A 15,971-nucleotide genomic window follows, 5' to 3' on the forward strand; every position below is an offset into this window, starting at 1 on the left:
AATGCACTTTTATAAGCAAAAAAGATGTAGTTTTTATATACAGTATTATTTTTTTTTCATATGTTGAGAGTAGCTGTTATTGGTGGAGGTCCAAGTGGTTCATGTGCGGCAGAAATACTTGCTAAAGCTGGAATAAAAACTTGGCTCTTCGAGAGAAAATTAGATAATGCGAAACCATGTGGAGGAGCAATTCCACTTTGCATGGTCGAAGAATTTGATTTACCTGAGTCAATTATTGATAGAAAAGTAAGGCATATGAGAATGATATCTCCCTCAAATAGAGAAGTAGATATAAGTTTAGATAGAGTTTATGGGAAAAGTGATAATGAGTTTATTGGGATGTGTAGAAGAGAAGTAATGGATGCCTTTATGCGTAACAGAGCATCAGATCTTGGTGCTACATTAATAAATGGATTAGTTACTTCTATTGATACTGGAGATAATAATCAAGGGCCATATAAGCTTTCCTACTCAGATTTTACGAATGGAGATAAAAAGGGGGAACTAAAAGAGCTTACTGTTGACCTTTTGATCGGAGCTGATGGAGCCAATAGCAGAGTCGCAAAAGCAATGGATGCAGGTGACTACAAAGTTGCTATAGCATTTCAGGAAAGAATTAAATTGCCTAAAGAAGAAATGAGTTACTACGAAGATCTTGCTGAAATGTATGTTGGGACTGATGTTTCTCCTGATTTTTATGGGTGGGTATTTCCTAAATATGATCATGTTGCTGTGGGCACAGGAACCATGCAAAAGAATCAGTCATTAATTAAAGGACTTCAAGAGGGTGTAAGAAATAGGGCAAAGAAAAGACTTGTTAATGGTGAAGTAATAAAGGTAGAAGCTCACCCTATTCCAGAGCATCCAAGGCCAAGAAGGGTAGTTGGGAGAATGGCATTGGTTGGTGATGCAGCTGGTTATGTTACAAAAAGTTCTGGAGAGGGTATTTATTTTGCTGCAAAAAGCGGAAGAATGTGTGCTGAAGAAATTGTTGAAGCATCAAAAAATGGTCAAGTAATTCCATCAGAAAAAGATTTAAAAAACTATCTTAAAAAATGGGATAAAAAATATGGCACAACTTATAAGGTGCTAGAAATCCTTCAAAATATTTTCTACAGAAATGATTCTGCTAGAGAAGCCTTTGTTGAGATGTGTGATGACATGGATGTTCAAAGACTTACTTTTGATAGTTACTTATACAAAAGAGTTGTATCTATGAAACCATTACAGCAACTTAAAATTACCATGCTTACACTTGGTTCGATTTTAAGAGGGAAAGCCCTAGCGCCTCTAAAGTATAAACCCGTTGATAGTGCTGTTAGGGAAAATAATGAAGTAGAAAAAATGCTAGAAAATTATTCAATAAAGGGAGGAATTAAAGTTAAGAGTTCAAAAGTGTAAAATCGGCAATTTTTAGAGAATAATTTCTAATTAAGCTCAACAAATTGAGTCTATTATTTCTTATTTTTAAGTCCTCTGACATTATTAGGACTCCCTTTTCATTATCAAATAAATCCTCAATAGTTTTTACATTAATCTCAAACAAATTTAGAAGTTCCAAATAATTGCAATAACCTTCTGAAAAAAGTTTTTCTAATTCTCCAATAAATTCAAAAACTTTGAATTCACAATCTTTTTCAAAAAGTTTTGTGTTTACATAATCTCTTGTTGAGAGAACCTCTTTTGAAAAATCACTTTTATTTGCTAATTTGCTTACCCTAGTAATTACATTCTGGATTTCCAAAAAATTATCCTTTTCGTTAAAATTAATAATAGAGTTAATCCTATTTTTAAGATCAACAATATCCAATACTCTTTTTTGAGATAATTCATCAGAAGAGCAAACGGCCTTTATTAATTCTTTACTTAGTGACATTTCTTCTAGATGACTAACAATTCTTTGAACTAAAAATTCATTTAAATCATTAAATACTGTTTCTCTTGAGAAGTTTAAATTCGGAAATACGATTTTCCAAAAATCAATAAGTTCATTGAATAATTTATCTAAAGGTAAATCAAGTTCATAATCCCAAATTATTTTAATCACTCCATTCAAATTTCTTCTTAAAGCATAAGGATCAGATGATCCACTAGGACGTTTACCAGAAATAAATATACTTATTAAAGTTTCGACCTTATCTGCTATGGAAACTATTGCACCACATTTTGTGGAGGGCAAAGCATCTTTATAAAAAGAAGGTAAATAATGCTCAGCGACAGCCAAGCAAACATCCTCACTAAATCCCTCATATTTAAGATATTTACCACCCATTATTCCTTGCAGCTCAGGGAATTCGTAAACAATTTCGCTACATAAGTCGTTTTTACAGTATTTAGCAGCTTCTATTATTTTTTTTTCTTCTAAAGACTTATCATTTAAAAATTTTAGAATTTTTTTAGTAACTTCCTCTATCCTTTCTACCCTCTGAAATATATTTCCAAGTCCTTTTAAATATGAAACAGATTTAAGCTTTTCATTTCTTTCGATTGAAGTAACTTTTTTGTCACTTTCTACGAAAAACTTTGCATCTGAAAACCTTGCCCTTAATACTTTCTCATTACCTTTGGCAATATTATTATTTGATTCTTCAAGACCATTTGAAATAACGCAGAAAGTTGTACTAATATTTTTTTCAGAGCTTAAATCTAGTTTAGAAAAACTTTCGTTTTTAAATAAAAGAGGAACGTATCTCTGATGAATTTTCATGACTGTTGAGAGAACTTCAACCGGAAGATCAAGAAATTCATTACTAAATTTACCAATAATTAAGTCTGGCCATTCAACTAAATCAGTTAGTTCATTTAGTAATCCTTCTGAAAGGTCAGGTTTCAGATTTAAAGATTTAGATGCCTGATTTATTAAACTTTCAATTTTTTCTTTTCTTTCTTTTCGAATAGCTATTACTCTATTTCGTTTCAATAATTCAAAAAATTCATCAGGATTCTGAACTTCTAAAACTTCATTGATTAGCCTATGACTTTTAGTTTTATTACTTATTTTGATTTTTGGATCAAATTCAAAATCAAGAATTTCATCATTATAAATAGAGGCTATCCACCTGATAGGTCTTGAAAATTTTATGTTCCCACCCCCCCATTTCATAAATCTAGGACCTTGAAGACTACTTACTAATTTTGGGATAATCGAAGACAAAGATGTTTTTGTTGATAGTCCTTTCTCAATTTTCTTTCCAAATACAAAATCACCCTTTTCCGTGTTTTTTATTTCTAGCTCACCTACATCTATATCTAAGCTATTAGCAAATCCTAAAGCAGCATTAGTAGGACATCCATTTAAATAAGCTAAATTTGCTTTAGGCCCTTTTCTTTCTATTATCTTATCTTCTGCATAATCAACTAAACCTTTGAGAAGTAGAACTATCCTCCTTGGTGTGGAGGTAACAACTATTTGTTCGAATTTGATTAACTTTTTATCCAATTCAAATTCTATTAGAGATCTAAATTGCTCTAGAACAGAATGAGAAAATTTTGCGGGCAACTCTTCAGTTCCTATCTCAAGTAAATATTTAGACAAGAAAAAAAAATATGACTTAACTTACTATAATTTACTACCAGTTAAATAAGCTTTTCGCTAATGTATAAAAAGAGATATGTTTTGGTCCGTTGATCAAGGTTGAGAAAGTAAAAAAGAAAAAAGTTTCTGCAAAGGAAGAGACTGTTTGTTTAGCAAATGGACTAGAAGTCTCTAAATTTGAAAATTTTAAAAAAAGTAGCCAATTTCTTAAGGAACCACTTGCTTCAGAATTAGTCAATGAAAGTGATCATTTTACTAATGATGCAGTTCAGTTATTAAAATTTCATGGTAGTTATCAACAAGATAACAGGGAAAATAGAAAGCCGGGCAAAAGTAAAGATTGGCAAATGATGCTTAGGTTAAGAAATCCGGGCGGTGAAGTCCCTGGGAAATTATTTTTAGCATTAGATGAATTATCTGACAAACTAGGTAATGGAACACTTAGGGCCACTACAAGACAAGCCTTTCAAATGCATGGAATCAGAAAGGAGAACCTAAAGGAAGTAATTCAAACAATAGTAAATTCAATGGGCTCCACATTAGCTGCATGTGGAGACATTAATAGAAATGTTATGGCCCCTGCGGCTCCATTTGATTCGCCGAACTATATTATTGCAAGAGCATTGGCAAAAAAAGTTGCAGATCTTCTCACCCCAATGGCTGGTCAAGGCACTTTTCTAGAGCTTTGGGCTGATGGAGATTTAGAGTACACCATAAAGCCTGATAAAGATATTGAAGTAATTAGGAAGCTCCAATTCAAAGATAATGTTTTTAGTGGAATAAAAGATGAGCCTCTTTATGGTTCAACTTATTTACCGAGAAAATTCAAATGTGCCGTGACAGTTCCTGGGGACAATTCTGTTGATCTTCTTACCAATGACATAGGAATAGTTGCCTTTACTTCTAAAGATGGAAACTTAGAAGGATGCAACTTCTATGTTGGAGGTGGTATGGGTCGCACACATAATAATGAAGAGACCTTTGCCAGAATTGCAGATCCACTTGGATATGTTGAAGAACCTTATGTTTATGAATTAATACAAAGCATTGTGGCTATTCAAAGAGATTATGGTGATAGAAAATCAAGAAAAAATTCGAGAATGAAATATCTTCTTCATAGAAAAGGTATTAAATGGTTCAAAAAGATACTCTCTGATAAGTATTTCAAAAAAGAAATAAAAAAAATTAGAAAAGAACCTGATAAGGTTCTTATTGATTATCTAGGTTGGCATAAACAAAATAAAACCACCCATTTCGTTGGTTTACCATTATTATCAGGAAGATTATCTGGAGAGAAGAAGAATACCATCACAAGTATTGTTAAAAAATATAATTTAGATTTAAGACTCACACCTAATCAAGATATTTTACTTTGTAATATTCCCAATAAAAACAAAGGTGAAATTCAAAAATCTTTATCAAAAATTGGATACGAAAATTTAGAAAACATTAATGAAATACAAAGACATGCTTTAGCTTGTCCTGCTTTACCACTTTGTGGTCTTGCAATGACTGAAGCTGAAAGAATATTACCTGATGTATTAAAAAGGATTGAAAATTTACTATTAGATCTAAAAATACAAAAGACAGTATTATTCAGAATGACAGGATGTCCGAATGGATGTACCAGGCCTTATATGGCTGAATTAGCACTTGTTGGAAGTGGGCAAAACAAATACCAATTATGGTTGGGGGGAAGTAAAAATCTACAAAGGCTTGCTAAACCTTTTTTACAAAGAATGGAACTTAACGATTTAGAAAAAACTCTTCAACCATTATTTGATAATTGGAAGAGTAATTTGGATTTGGATTTCGGAGATTTTATAAATACTCAAGAAGAAAATTATATATTAAATTTACTAAATGAAAATCAATAGAATTTAAATTTTTCCATAGAGGGCATTTGCTTTTTTATTTTTCCAAGCCCATAATTGATCACCATAACTAAAATGCCACCATTCATTTGGATGTTGAGCAAATCCGAATTTAGTCATAATTTTCCTTAATAAATTTCTTCTACTATTCCAAATAATTGCTTCTTCTTTCTTTATATTTGCAAAAAAATAAGGATTTGATGTCTCATCCATTTGATCAACCATGCTTCCCATTTCAACAAGATTTCCGTCTTTATCTGATAAACAAACATCCAATGCACCCCCAGTTGAATGAGGGGGAGGACACTTAGTGTCATGAGAAGGATATGCCCAAAATTTTTCAACTTTTTTTAAGATAGATGGATAAGACTTTATATTCTCAAAAGAAATATCAATATCGGATTTTTCGCACTCTAATAAAAATGCTCTTTTAAACATAAATTCCTGGACTTCTAAAGGTCGCCAACTGTCATAAATTAAAAGGTTAAAACTACTCTTTGATATTAAATAATCATTAACTTTTACTAATCTATTTACGGCTTCTTCTCTTAATTTCCAAATAGAAGTTTTATCTTCGTAAGGTGCCCCTAAATCAGAGTAAGGGTGAGGATCTAAAAACTTTAGACAGCTTGGTATAGCTATTAATTTATCTCCATTATCTTTAATTGGTATTTTATTCCAAATTTTCAATTGAAATTTGCAATTGATTTATAGTGGCATATATATCAAAAATAACAATGATAGTTTTCAATTTAAGAAATCATGAATGAATTTATTATCAGATTTATCAATAAGTATATTCCTTAAAACAATATTTTCTTTAAAATCAGGATCATCACTAACAATCTTAATAGCCTCTTCACGAGCCTTATCAATAAGAAATTTATTGTTAGGTAAATTGTCCAGTACAAAATCAGGCAATCCGGATTGTCTATATCCTAAAATCTGGCCTGGTCCTCTAAGCTCCAAGTCTTTTTCAGCAATATAAAAGCCATCATTAGATTTTTGCAAAACACAAAGTCGTTTATTTTCCATTCCATTTTTATTGGAGGTTACCAGATAACAAAAAGATTTTGTTGAACCTCTACCAACTCTTCCCCTTAATTGATGTAGCTGGGACAATCCAAATCTATCCGAATTATAAATAATCATAATTGTGGCGTTAGGCACATCAATACCAACCTCAATTACAGTGGTTGAAACCAATATATTAATTTCATTCTTTAAAAAAGAATTAATCACTTCATTCTTTTCTTGTGAACTTAATTTGCCATGTAATAATCCAACTTTTTTGTTAAAAAAGACCTCTTCTGATAAATGTTTGAATGTTTTCTTTGCGGAGCTTAAATTCATTTTTTCTGAATCTTCTATAAGTGGCAAAATCACATAAGCTTGCTTTCCCTTATTGATCTCATCTTCAACAATCTTGAACAAGTTAGTTAAATCATCTTCTGAAATTATTTTTGTTGTTATAGGAACTCTCCCAGGAGGGAGTTCTGTAATTTGACTCACATCTAAGTCACCATAAATCGAAAGCGCAAGAGTTCTTGGAATTGGTGTTGCTGTCATTGATAACAAGTTAGTATTTTCTCCTTTGTTTAGTAATCTATTTCTTTGAGTAACTCCAAATCTATGCTGTTCATCAATTACGACCATCCCTAATGCATTAAAGATGACTTTATCCTCAAATAATGCATGAGTACCTACGAGGATATCAACTAATCCATTGTTCAAATTAGAGAAAATTTCTTTTCTCTTTTTTTGAGGAGTATTCCCAGTAAGTAGCTCAACAGAGACTAAAAGGGGGTTCAAATATTTTAATAAATTTTTATAATGCTGTTCTGCCAATACCTCAGTTGGGACCATAAATGCACCTTGCAAGTTTTTTTCTATGACCAGTAGAAGAGACGCTATTGCAATTATGGTTTTACCGCTTCCTACATCTCCCTGAAGCAATCTAGACATTGGTACGGGACTAGATAAATCTTTCTTAATTTCATTTAAAACATTTTCCTGAGATTTTGTTAATTCAAAAGGAAAAGTATTAAAAAATTCTTTTAATAAAGATTTCTTTTTAGGTAATTGTTGGGAAGTTACATTTTTATTAGTCTTTCTTTTTCTAAGTAGAAACTTTATTTGAAGTAAGAATAACTCATCAAAAACCAAACGTTTTTTTGACTCAATAAGTGCCTGTTGAGTTTGTGGAAAATGAATATTAATCAAAGACTCTCCTTTTGACAATAAAGATAATGAATCAAGTTGCTTTTTATTTAAAATTTCTGGATATTGCTTTGCATAAATTAATACCTTTTTCATAAGTTTTATAAAACTCATATTTGATAATGCTTCACCTAATGAATACAAGGGTAATATTTTGCCTGAGAAATTAAAATTATCATTTTTATCATTAAGAATTTCAATCTGCGGATCTACAAAAGTTTTGCCATACTCTGTAAATTTAACCTTACCGGAAATTGCTAATTTAGTTCCAGGAGTGTACAAAGATTTTTGAGATGTGAAGAAAGAGTAAGATCTAAATCTTCTTCCTAAAAAAAATTTTGTAACCTTTATTGAAGACGTCTCATCAAAAACGACAATATTCATTATTGATAAATTACTATTTTTTTTACTCTTATGAATATAAAATCTTTTAACGTTTGCAATGCACGTGTATAAATTATCTGGTTTTAAATTTATTATCTTGACTCTATTTGTATAGTCTAGATATGTTCGTGGGAAATAATTAATTAGATCTTTTATATGAAATATCCCTAATTCATTAAGCTTATTTTTATAAACTTTTCCTACATTTTTTATTAATGAAATATCTGAATCAAAAGACAAACTTGCATCAGCTTTATTCAGAAAAACATTATTAGAAATATTACTAGAACTTTCTATTTGTAGAGTTTTGCCTAGTTTATAAAGATTTTTTCTCGTATCTATAATTAACCTTTTTCTTTGATTTTCATCTAATTTATTGTATTCATTATATCTTTTAGAAAATTCATAAAATATCCTTAAATATTCGTCTGAGAGATTTAGATTATCTAGTTTTTTTAAAGATTCATGCAAATAATCATTAAAGTATTTTTCTCTTCCTAAAGTATTAATAAATTTGTTTTCAGTTTCAATAGTAAGAGATTTTTGAAGAGGTCTTATCCAATCTTTAATTAATTTATTATTGTTCCCACTAATAGTCACATTTGAAAAAAGAGTTATTTTTTCAACGTATTTTATTCAAAGTTATTTCTTTTTGCCTCCAATATGTCTCTTTTTTAATCAAACGCTGAAATTGATTTTTTAGCTCATTTATTTTGTTCCTTTGAATAGAAAGATTTAAGTTTTTAAACTCTAACTCAACAGTAGATATGTTAAAGAAAATAATACTTGGAAAATTATTGCCGTTTGATGATGATCGATTTAAGTTTAATTCAAGATTAATAACAAAAGGATATGGATGTTTAATCATAAAATTTTTGCCTACTAAGTAATTAAAGGAATCTTTAGATATCATCTTTTTTATTAGATTTGCTTTGAATAATTCTTGGTTAATACTATATGAAAGATTCAATAGTAAATTTTCCAATGACCTGTCTATTAAATCAAAATTATTAAGAATCTGATTATTTGGTAAATTATCAATTTGATTGATATTTTCTTTTTCTTGATTTATGGGTTTTTCCACCTTTTCTTCTCCTATTAATTCAAGTAAGGAGGAAATAAATTGTTTTTCAACTCCTAAATTTTCAAGAATATTATTTTTAGATAAATAATAATTATGTTGGTTATTATCTAAATCAAGTGATACAAATCTCTCATAATTATGAGCTTGGTAATATTCAGAAGTATTTGAAAAGTCTTCATTAATCTTGAACTGAGTGGGTTCATTTAATTGAAAACCATCTTCAATTTGAAATTTTTCTTTTTGATTATCCTTTATTTTTGTGGAACTATCAATAAAGGTAAAATTAATTTCCTTATTTATATTTTTTTCAATTTCATTTATCTTTAATTGTTCTACTGTTAAAAAGGGCAAATTCGTAAATATTAATTTACTTATTTTTTTTTCAAAAAGACTATAGAATTCATTTTCATTTAAGAAATTATCATTAATTGTTGGATAACTATATATTTGATTAAGGCCTTTTTCTACAGAGATGAAAAGTAGATCCCTTACTAGATTAAGATAAAGTTCGTATTCCCTAGAGATATTTCTAGTTAATATTCTTTTTTGTATTTCTGCTCTATCTAATTGAGAATTAATTTTATCAATATCTATGTAATTATTGAAATTATTCAAGTGACTAGTTTGTTTGCATTGATGCGACCTCTTCAGCAAAGTCCATTTGATTTTTTTCGATACCTTCTCCTAAGGTATATCTTGTAAAGCGTCTCACTTTGATATTTTCCCCAATTTTTGCAGCTGCTTGTTTAACAAGATCCTCAACTGTTAGAGAACTATCTTTAATGTAGGGTTGTGAAAGCAACACAAGCTCATTAAGTCTTTTTGCAATTCTCCCCTCAACTATTTTTTCTTTAATTTGTTCTGGTTTTCCAGATAAATCATCCCTACCCATTTCAATCTGCTTTTCTTTTTCCACAACATCTTCTGGGATTTCTTCAATTGATACATACTCAACATTTGGGCATGCTGCTACTTGCATTGAGACATCCTTCAGCAGAGATTGGAATATATCACCTCTAGCAACGAAATCTGTTTCACAATTTAACTCTAGTAAAACTCCGACTCTTGATCCAGTATGAATATAACTTCCAATTGACCCTTCGGCCGCTACTCTTCCCGATTTCTTTTCGGCACTAGCTATGCCTTTCTTTCTTAACCATTCCAAAGCTTTATCTAGATTCCCTTCAGTTTCGTTAAGTGCTTTTTTGCAGTCCATCATTCCTGCGCCAGTTTTGTCTCTAAGATCTTTTACAAGTTTTGCTGTAATGTTTCCCATTTGAAATAATAAAAAATAGTGAATAGTAAGTTTTAAATTAGAATTTAATTTTTTCGTTCGGCATTAGAGCCCTTTCTACCTTCATTTATGGCATCTGCAAGTCTTCCTAAAATAAGTTGTACAGATCTAACGGCATCATCGTTACAAGGAATTGGAACTTCACACAAATCTGGATCGCAATTTGTATCCAACATTGATACTAATGAGATATCTAATTTTCTAGCTTCTAATACTGCATTAGATTCTCTTCTCTGATCAACCAATACAACTACATCTGGTAATCTTCTCATACCCTTAAGTCCACCTAAGTATTTTTGTAATCTTTCAAGTTCTCTCCTTAATACTGCAGCTTCTTTTTTAGGCCTCATTGCTATTGAACCACTACTTTCCATTCTTTCTAGATCCTTTAATCTTTCAATCCTAGCTTTCATTGTTGTCCAATTAGTCAACATCCCCCCAAGCCATCTTTGATTTACATATGCAGCTCCACAGCGTGTAGCTTCCTGAGCTACTACATCTGATGCTTGTTTTTTAGTACCAACAAATAGGAAACGTTTACCGCTTTTTGCAGCGTTTCTCGTCCATTTATATGCATTATTCATACACAATGCCGTTTTAACAAGATCAATAATATGAACTCCATTTCTCGCGCAATATATATACTTAGACATCTTGGGGTTCCAACGTCTAGTTTGATGCCCAAAATGAGCACCAGCTTCCATCATTTCTGATAGTGATACAACAGCCATAATTTAAAAAGGGTTTCGGGTTAGCCTCCATCTGACGGGGAATTAATATTAATAATTCACCCGAAACTGTCAGATGTGTGAAATTTAATTAAAACATCCTAGCAAGTAATGTGTATTTCTAAAAGTTTTTTATCTTAATTTGGTTAACTGTTTAATGTAAATCATATTTAGAGGGATCCTAAGTATCTCAAGTGCAAGTCTATTTCTTCTTATATTTACTAGGAATCTTAATAAAGGAAAAATTCTATCAACACTGATTAGTCCTCCCAAGCAAAGAATTTGCCAAAGTAAATTATGTAGAGGAGTTAATTGAATCATAAATCTAACCCTTAAATTTGGGTGTTTCTTATAAAACACTAAAGCCATTTTTGCTCTCTCTTTTTCTTGAGCTATTAATGAATCTATTTGTTCGCAATTAAATGGCGGATGCCAATGAAAACCTACTGCATTTGGGCATTTAATTAATTTTGTCCCAATTTTTTTTAATCTCTCTCCAAGTTCTAAATCCTCCCAACCGTAAAGACTAAAAGAAGTATCAAATAATCCTACACTTAAAATCAATTCTTTTGCTATCGCTACATTCCCAGTAGCAAAGTATGCAAAAGAAGTATCCATTATTTTATGTTTTTCACTCTGAGGATTTAGAAAATTAGATGTATTGACTACCGAGCCATAGGTAAAACATTTTTTATTATTTTTTCTCCAATAGGCAAGTAATTTTTCTACGTGACAATTTATAAAATTGTCTAAAACAATTAGATCACTATCAATGAATATGATAATTTCATATTTTGATTTAATTACTCCCAGATTTCTTCCAAGTGCAGGCCCTCCATGTTCTTGCTGAAATAGAATAACGTGTGGGAGATTAGCTTTATTTTTATTTATCCATGAAGTTGTCCCGTCAGTTGATCCATCATCAACTACTATTACTTCATAATTGCTGATTTTTGTATTTAATTTTTGATTCTCAAGCGCAAATAGACATTTCTCTAATATAGGTAATCTATTGTAAGTCGGTATAACAATACTTACATTCATGATTATTTTTTAAATATGCATAATATTTTGAATTCCAAAAGATAAAAATAAAAGATGTTCCCTAATCAGCTGCACCACCATTATTTGCTGTGCCTGTAACGTTTCCACCATCAGGTCTTCCATCATTTCTTAATTTCCTTTTTTTGAATTTTCTAGCATAGGCTCTATTACGTTCCTGCTTTTCTTTTTTTAGATTCCTTCTCTTAGACATAAAAACTTTTAACTTTTAATTATATTAGCTCACTATGAGCACTATATATTTTACCATCTTCCATATTTAATATCCTATCAGCCATATCAGAAATTCTTGGATCATGCGTCACCATAAGTACAGAACAATTTTGCTCTTTTGCTAGTTTCCTTAAAAGGGTTACTATTTCTCTTCCAGTAACGCTATCTAAAGCAGAAGTGGGCTCATCAGCTAATAAAAGTTTTGGGTTAGCAGATAAAGCTCGAGCAATTGCTACTCTCTGTTTCTGCCCGCCAGATAAGTCATTTGGCAACTTTTTATGATGCTCCTCTAATCCTACTGCTGACAACCAGTTTCTCGCTATTTCACGTCTTTGCAAATATGTTAAACCTTTTATTAAATCGGCTCCCATTTGGACATTTTGTTCTGCTGTTAAACATCTCAGAAGATTATGACCTTGAAAAATCATTCCAATACTTCTTCTAAGAATCTGACGCGTTTTCCTTGATGCTCCATTTAACTGATTATTTAATACCACTAATTCTCCACTTTGACAGGTTCTCAAGGCACCAATTAATGTTAAAAGAGTCGTTTTACCACATCCAGAAGGTCCTTTTAAAAGGACTAACTCTCCTTTATCAATACTTAAATTAACGTCATTAAGAACTTGTTTTTTATTCTCATTTTTACCATAAAAGTGACTCAAATTATTTATTGAGACTGTTTTTAGGTTTTCAACATTATTTTTTGATTTATTAGCTTTAACCATTTATCTTCAATTGTTAAAAAATTTCGGCAGGATCAGCATCAACTAATTTACGCATCGCAATAGCGGCGGACCCCATACACATAACTAAAACTAATACGAAAATTAAAATAGTTTTGTCTGCGTCCATTATTATTGGGAGTTTAGTAGAACTTCTTATAACTGAGTAAAGTATTTGACCAGAGAAATAAGCAGGTAAATAACCAAACAATGCCAACAAAAACCCCTCTCTAGCTACAACAAAGAAAAGGGACTTAAGTCTATACCCCATTGCCAATAAGGTGGCATACTCTGGGAGGTGATCTGTAACGTCACTATAAAGAATTTGATAAACAACCACACACCCTACAACGAAACCCATCAATGCTCCCAAACTAAATATAAAACCAATCGCAGTACTATTTTTCCAATAATTCTTCTCAAATTCTACAAATTGATTTTTTGTAAGAACCCTAACATCACTTGGGAGTGAGTTATTTAATATCCTTGCAATCAATTCAGGATCAGATCCTTTTTTTAGCTTTACTAAACCAATTTCTATACTGCCAGGAGGATTAGCCGGAAAAAGTCTTAAGAAGGTTTCTCGACTAGTTATCAAATTACCATCTGCGCCAAAAGATGGTCCCAACTCCACAAGGCCTTCAACAATTACTCTTTTTCCAGCAACCTCAGTCTCAACTTTTTTTGCAGATAAGAACCATTCTTCAATCGGTCCAAATTCAGGTCTAGATAGTTTGTCAAAAAGAACTCTTGATGGATTTCTTAATTTATAAGCTTTCTTTGAGAATCCTTCATCTAAAAGAAGTGAATCGGAGGGATTAAAACCTAATGCAAGTATTGATCTAGTTTTAAGATTTTCGGGATTTCTCCAAAGTAAATAATTTAAATTAACGGGAGCAGTTTTTTCAACATCCTCTACTGCGAGAGTTTGAATTAATCTTCTTTTTGGGAATCCACTCATGCTTATAGAACTTTTTGATCTCGGACTTATTAAAACAAGATCGGCATCTAGAAGTTTATGAATAGTTACGCTCGTGTCAAATAAACCATCTCTAAAACCTAATTGCATAAACATCAAAATCCCTGCAAAACTGATTCCAGCTATGGCAACTGCTAACCTTAATGGTTGCCTAGTTAATAACAACCAAGCTAATGGTATTTTTCTAAATTTTAAAAAAGAAAAACTCATTAGGGAATAAATTTTGCAATCACTTTCATTCCTGCATAGTTTTGAACGATATCTATAGAATCTTGATCTAGTTTTACTAGTACTTCTATAATTCGTGAATCAGCATCCCCTGTTGGATCAGTCGATAGAACTTTTCTTTGTTTTACCTGAGGACTAATCCTAATCACCTTTCCCTTAAGATTATTTTGGAAGCCTCCATTTTCACTGCTCAATTCAACATTTTGAGAGATAAAGACTCTATCGATGTCAGATTCATAAACCTCTATCAAAGCTTCCATTTTTTGACTAGAACCAATATCCAAAATCCCTTCATTTTGTGGCCTTTCACCAACTCTGGCGTTTATTCCAAGGATAAAACCATCAATTGGACTCCTCAGTTTTGAATTAAAAAGATCTATCTTGATATTTTTTTGATCCCCGATAAGGTTTATTTTCTGTTTTTGCAATTTTAATAATTCATCTTTTCTCTGTGAAAACTCTACAAAAGAATATACATCTTTGTTCAAAGCCAACTCATACCTTTGAATTTGATCATTCTTTAGGGTAATTTCTTGGTTAATAGTATTAATTAGATTTTCGTTTCTTTCAAGATCAGCGATTAATTTTTCTCCATTTTCAAAGATTGCGAGAATATCACCTTTTTTCACGAAATCACCTTCATTTACTAAAATTTCGACAATTCGGGGGGAAGAGCCAAACTGACTTATTGGAGCTGCCAATTGTCTAATCTCTCCCGAAGGAGAAAGTTGACCAAGTGCAGCAACAGCTGTAATAGGAGGTATGAAATCTGAAGTTATTTCCTCTTTAAATTTTGAACTAGATTTATTATTTCCAGAACAGGAAATAACACCAAGAGATAATGGAGTAAATAATAAAAAATAAATAAATAAATTTTTTAATATTTTTAATTTCATTAAAAATCGAAGAGTACTGTTTTTATGTAGTTATTGACCCATTTTTCATCGAAATATTTTAAAAGAACCATGCTAGTCTTCTCGTTTTTCATTTGTTGAACACAATAATTTTTTTGAAAATCAATTCTCTCTTGGATAATTTCCTCACTAACATCCGGTTTAGCTTTCTTACTTAATTTGATCAAAACAGAGAGGTATTGATTCACAACTTTACAAAAAGCATTTTTTTCAGATTTACTTTTTAAGGAAGCAAAAAATACATTATTAGAAAAAATCCCCCCCCATTTAGGAATCTCTCTCAAAGAGGTAAAAGAACTTTTATCGACTTCAGAAAGTAATTTTTCGTATTTCAAACCTTGATTTTGTGATGCCGGGGATAAATCAACAATTGCAGCAGAAACAATATCATTTATTTTTACCAAATCCATCCCAAAAATTGGGATATCAAACTTTGGATCAGGAAAAAAAACGCAGTGCAATATTCTAAGATTCATTGAAAATTCTGCCACTTCAATATGTAACTTTCTAAAACCTTTTGCTTTATGAAATTCATTTTCAATATAAAGTTCTCTGCCAATTTCTTTAGATATTATGTTAGTTAGTTTTGGATCAATTTTTATACTCTTAAGGTCCTCAAGCATGGATCTATGCTCTCTAATATTTTGTAACAAATCCAAAATAAGAGGGTCAGTTAAATTTGTTTTAGTTAAAGATTCAGACAACAAGGTTAAAAAGTACCAAAATAGAAT

General features: G+C 31.0%; 14 protein-coding genes. 2 read left to right on the forward strand and 12 right to left on the reverse strand.

Annotated elements, in window-relative coordinates; translation table 11 throughout:
* Positions 1 to 60: 60 nt before the first annotated feature.
* Positions 61 to 1,401: a geranylgeranyl reductase gene (gene chlP, locus BS621_RS00700; protein WP_077141455.1), complete on the forward strand. Its 1,341-nt coding sequence runs from the start codon at positions 61 to 63 to the stop codon at positions 1,399 to 1,401.
* Here the strand turns inward: chlP and glyS are convergent.
* Entirely contained in the window at positions 1,382 to 3,535 is a 2,154-nt protein-coding gene (glyS, locus tag BS621_RS00705; RefSeq protein ID WP_077141456.1) for a glycine--tRNA ligase subunit beta, read from the reverse strand. The genes chlP and glyS overlap by 20 nt on opposite strands.
* Before the next feature lie 89 nt (positions 3,536 to 3,624).
* Between glyS and BS621_RS00710 the strand changes: the two genes are divergently transcribed.
* The gene (locus BS621_RS00710; RefSeq protein WP_077141457.1) at positions 3,625 to 5,412 is read left to right on the forward strand and encodes an NADPH-dependent assimilatory sulfite reductase hemoprotein subunit; all 1,788 of its coding nucleotides are present in this window, start codon (positions 3,625 to 3,627) and stop codon (positions 5,410 to 5,412) included.
* A gap of 3 nt (positions 5,413 to 5,415) precedes the next feature.
* On the opposite strand, the gene BS621_RS00715 is transcribed toward BS621_RS00710, so the two are convergent.
* The 11 genes from BS621_RS00715 to BS621_RS00760 form a co-directional block, all read right to left on the reverse strand.
* Positions 5,416 to 6,099, reverse strand: a complete 684-nt coding sequence (locus BS621_RS00715; RefSeq protein WP_077141458.1) for a M15 family metallopeptidase — start codon at positions 6,097 to 6,099, stop codon at positions 5,416 to 5,418.
* Positions 6,100 to 6,156: 57 nt separating this feature from the next.
* Positions 6,157 to 8,613, reverse strand: a complete 2,457-nt coding sequence (gene recG, locus BS621_RS00720; protein WP_077141459.1) for an ATP-dependent DNA helicase RecG — start codon at positions 8,611 to 8,613, stop codon at positions 6,157 to 6,159.
* Between the two features lie 22 nt (positions 8,614 to 8,635).
* On the reverse strand, positions 8,636 to 9,712 hold the full coding sequence (locus tag BS621_RS00725) for an adenylate cyclase (protein WP_225866704.1): 1,077 nt from the start codon (positions 9,710 to 9,712) through the stop codon (positions 8,636 to 8,638).
* 4 nt (positions 9,713 to 9,716) lie between these two features.
* Positions 9,717 to 10,373, reverse strand: coding sequence for a translation elongation factor Ts (gene tsf / locus BS621_RS00730; RefSeq protein ID WP_077141461.1), 657 nt, complete (start codon positions 10,371 to 10,373; stop codon positions 9,717 to 9,719).
* A 44-nt stretch (positions 10,374 to 10,417) separates the two neighbouring features.
* Entirely contained in the window at positions 10,418 to 11,122 is a 705-nt protein-coding gene (rpsB, locus tag BS621_RS00735) for a 30S ribosomal protein S2 (RefSeq protein WP_011818259.1), read from the reverse strand.
* A 129-nt stretch (positions 11,123 to 11,251) separates the two neighbouring features.
* Positions 11,252 to 12,163, reverse strand: a complete 912-nt coding sequence (locus tag BS621_RS00740) for a glycosyltransferase family 2 protein (protein WP_077141462.1) — start codon at positions 12,161 to 12,163, stop codon at positions 11,252 to 11,254.
* A gap of 61 nt (positions 12,164 to 12,224) precedes the next feature.
* Complete coding sequence (locus BS621_RS09220) at positions 12,225 to 12,374, reverse strand: hypothetical protein (RefSeq protein WP_100883531.1); 150 nt, start codon at positions 12,372 to 12,374, stop codon at positions 12,225 to 12,227.
* Between the two features lie 19 nt (positions 12,375 to 12,393).
* Positions 12,394 to 13,122, reverse strand: coding sequence for a DevA family ABC transporter ATP-binding protein (locus BS621_RS00745; RefSeq protein ID WP_077141463.1), 729 nt, complete (start codon positions 13,120 to 13,122; stop codon positions 12,394 to 12,396).
* A 13-nt stretch (positions 13,123 to 13,135) separates the two neighbouring features.
* Positions 13,136 to 14,308 carry an ABC transporter permease DevC gene (gene devC, locus BS621_RS00750; protein ID WP_077141464.1) on the reverse strand — a complete coding sequence of 391 codons (1,173 nt, stop codon included), beginning with the start codon at positions 14,306 to 14,308 and terminating at the stop codon, positions 13,136 to 13,138.
* Positions 14,308 to 15,222 (reverse strand): HlyD family efflux transporter periplasmic adaptor subunit, encoded by a 915-nt coding sequence (locus BS621_RS00755; protein WP_077141465.1) that lies wholly within the window; start codon positions 15,220 to 15,222, stop codon positions 14,308 to 14,310. Before BS621_RS00755 ends, devC begins: the two co-directional genes overlap by 1 nt.
* Positions 15,222 to 15,947: a phycocyanobilin:ferredoxin oxidoreductase gene (locus tag BS621_RS00760; RefSeq protein ID WP_077141466.1), complete on the reverse strand. Its 726-nt coding sequence runs from the start codon at positions 15,945 to 15,947 to the stop codon at positions 15,222 to 15,224. Before BS621_RS00760 ends, BS621_RS00755 begins: the two co-directional genes overlap by 1 nt.
* Between the last annotated feature and the right edge of the window lie 24 nt (positions 15,948 to 15,971).

Source organism: Prochlorococcus sp. RS04 (genome assembly GCF_001989455.1).
Lineage (GTDB): Bacteria > Cyanobacteriota > Cyanobacteriia > PCC-6307 > Cyanobiaceae > Prochlorococcus_A.

Coding starts and splice junctions, on each gene's coding strand:
- chlP (WP_077141455.1), top strand. CDS start 61: ATGTTGAGAGTAGCTGTTATTGGTGGAGGTCCAAGTGGTTCATGTGCG.
- tsf (WP_077141461.1), bottom strand. CDS start 10,373: ATGGGAAACATTACAGCAAAACTTGTAAAAGATCTTAGAGACAAAACT.
- rpsB (WP_011818259.1), bottom strand. CDS start 11,122: ATGGCTGTTGTATCACTATCAGAAATGATGGAAGCTGGTGCTCATTTT.
- BS621_RS00740 (WP_077141462.1), bottom strand. CDS start 12,163: ATGAATGTAAGTATTGTTATACCGACTTACAATAGATTACCTATATTA.
- BS621_RS09220 (WP_100883531.1), bottom strand. CDS start 12,374: ATGTCTAAGAGAAGGAATCTAAAAAAAGAAAAGCAGGAACGTAATAGA.
- BS621_RS00745 (WP_077141463.1), bottom strand. CDS start 13,122: ATGGTTAAAGCTAATAAATCAAAAAATAATGTTGAAAACCTAAAAACA.
- devC (WP_077141464.1), bottom strand. CDS start 14,308: ATGAGTTTTTCTTTTTTAAAATTTAGAAAAATACCATTAGCTTGGTTG.
- BS621_RS00755 (WP_077141465.1), bottom strand. CDS start 15,222: ATGAAATTAAAAATATTAAAAAATTTATTTATTTATTTTTTATTATTT.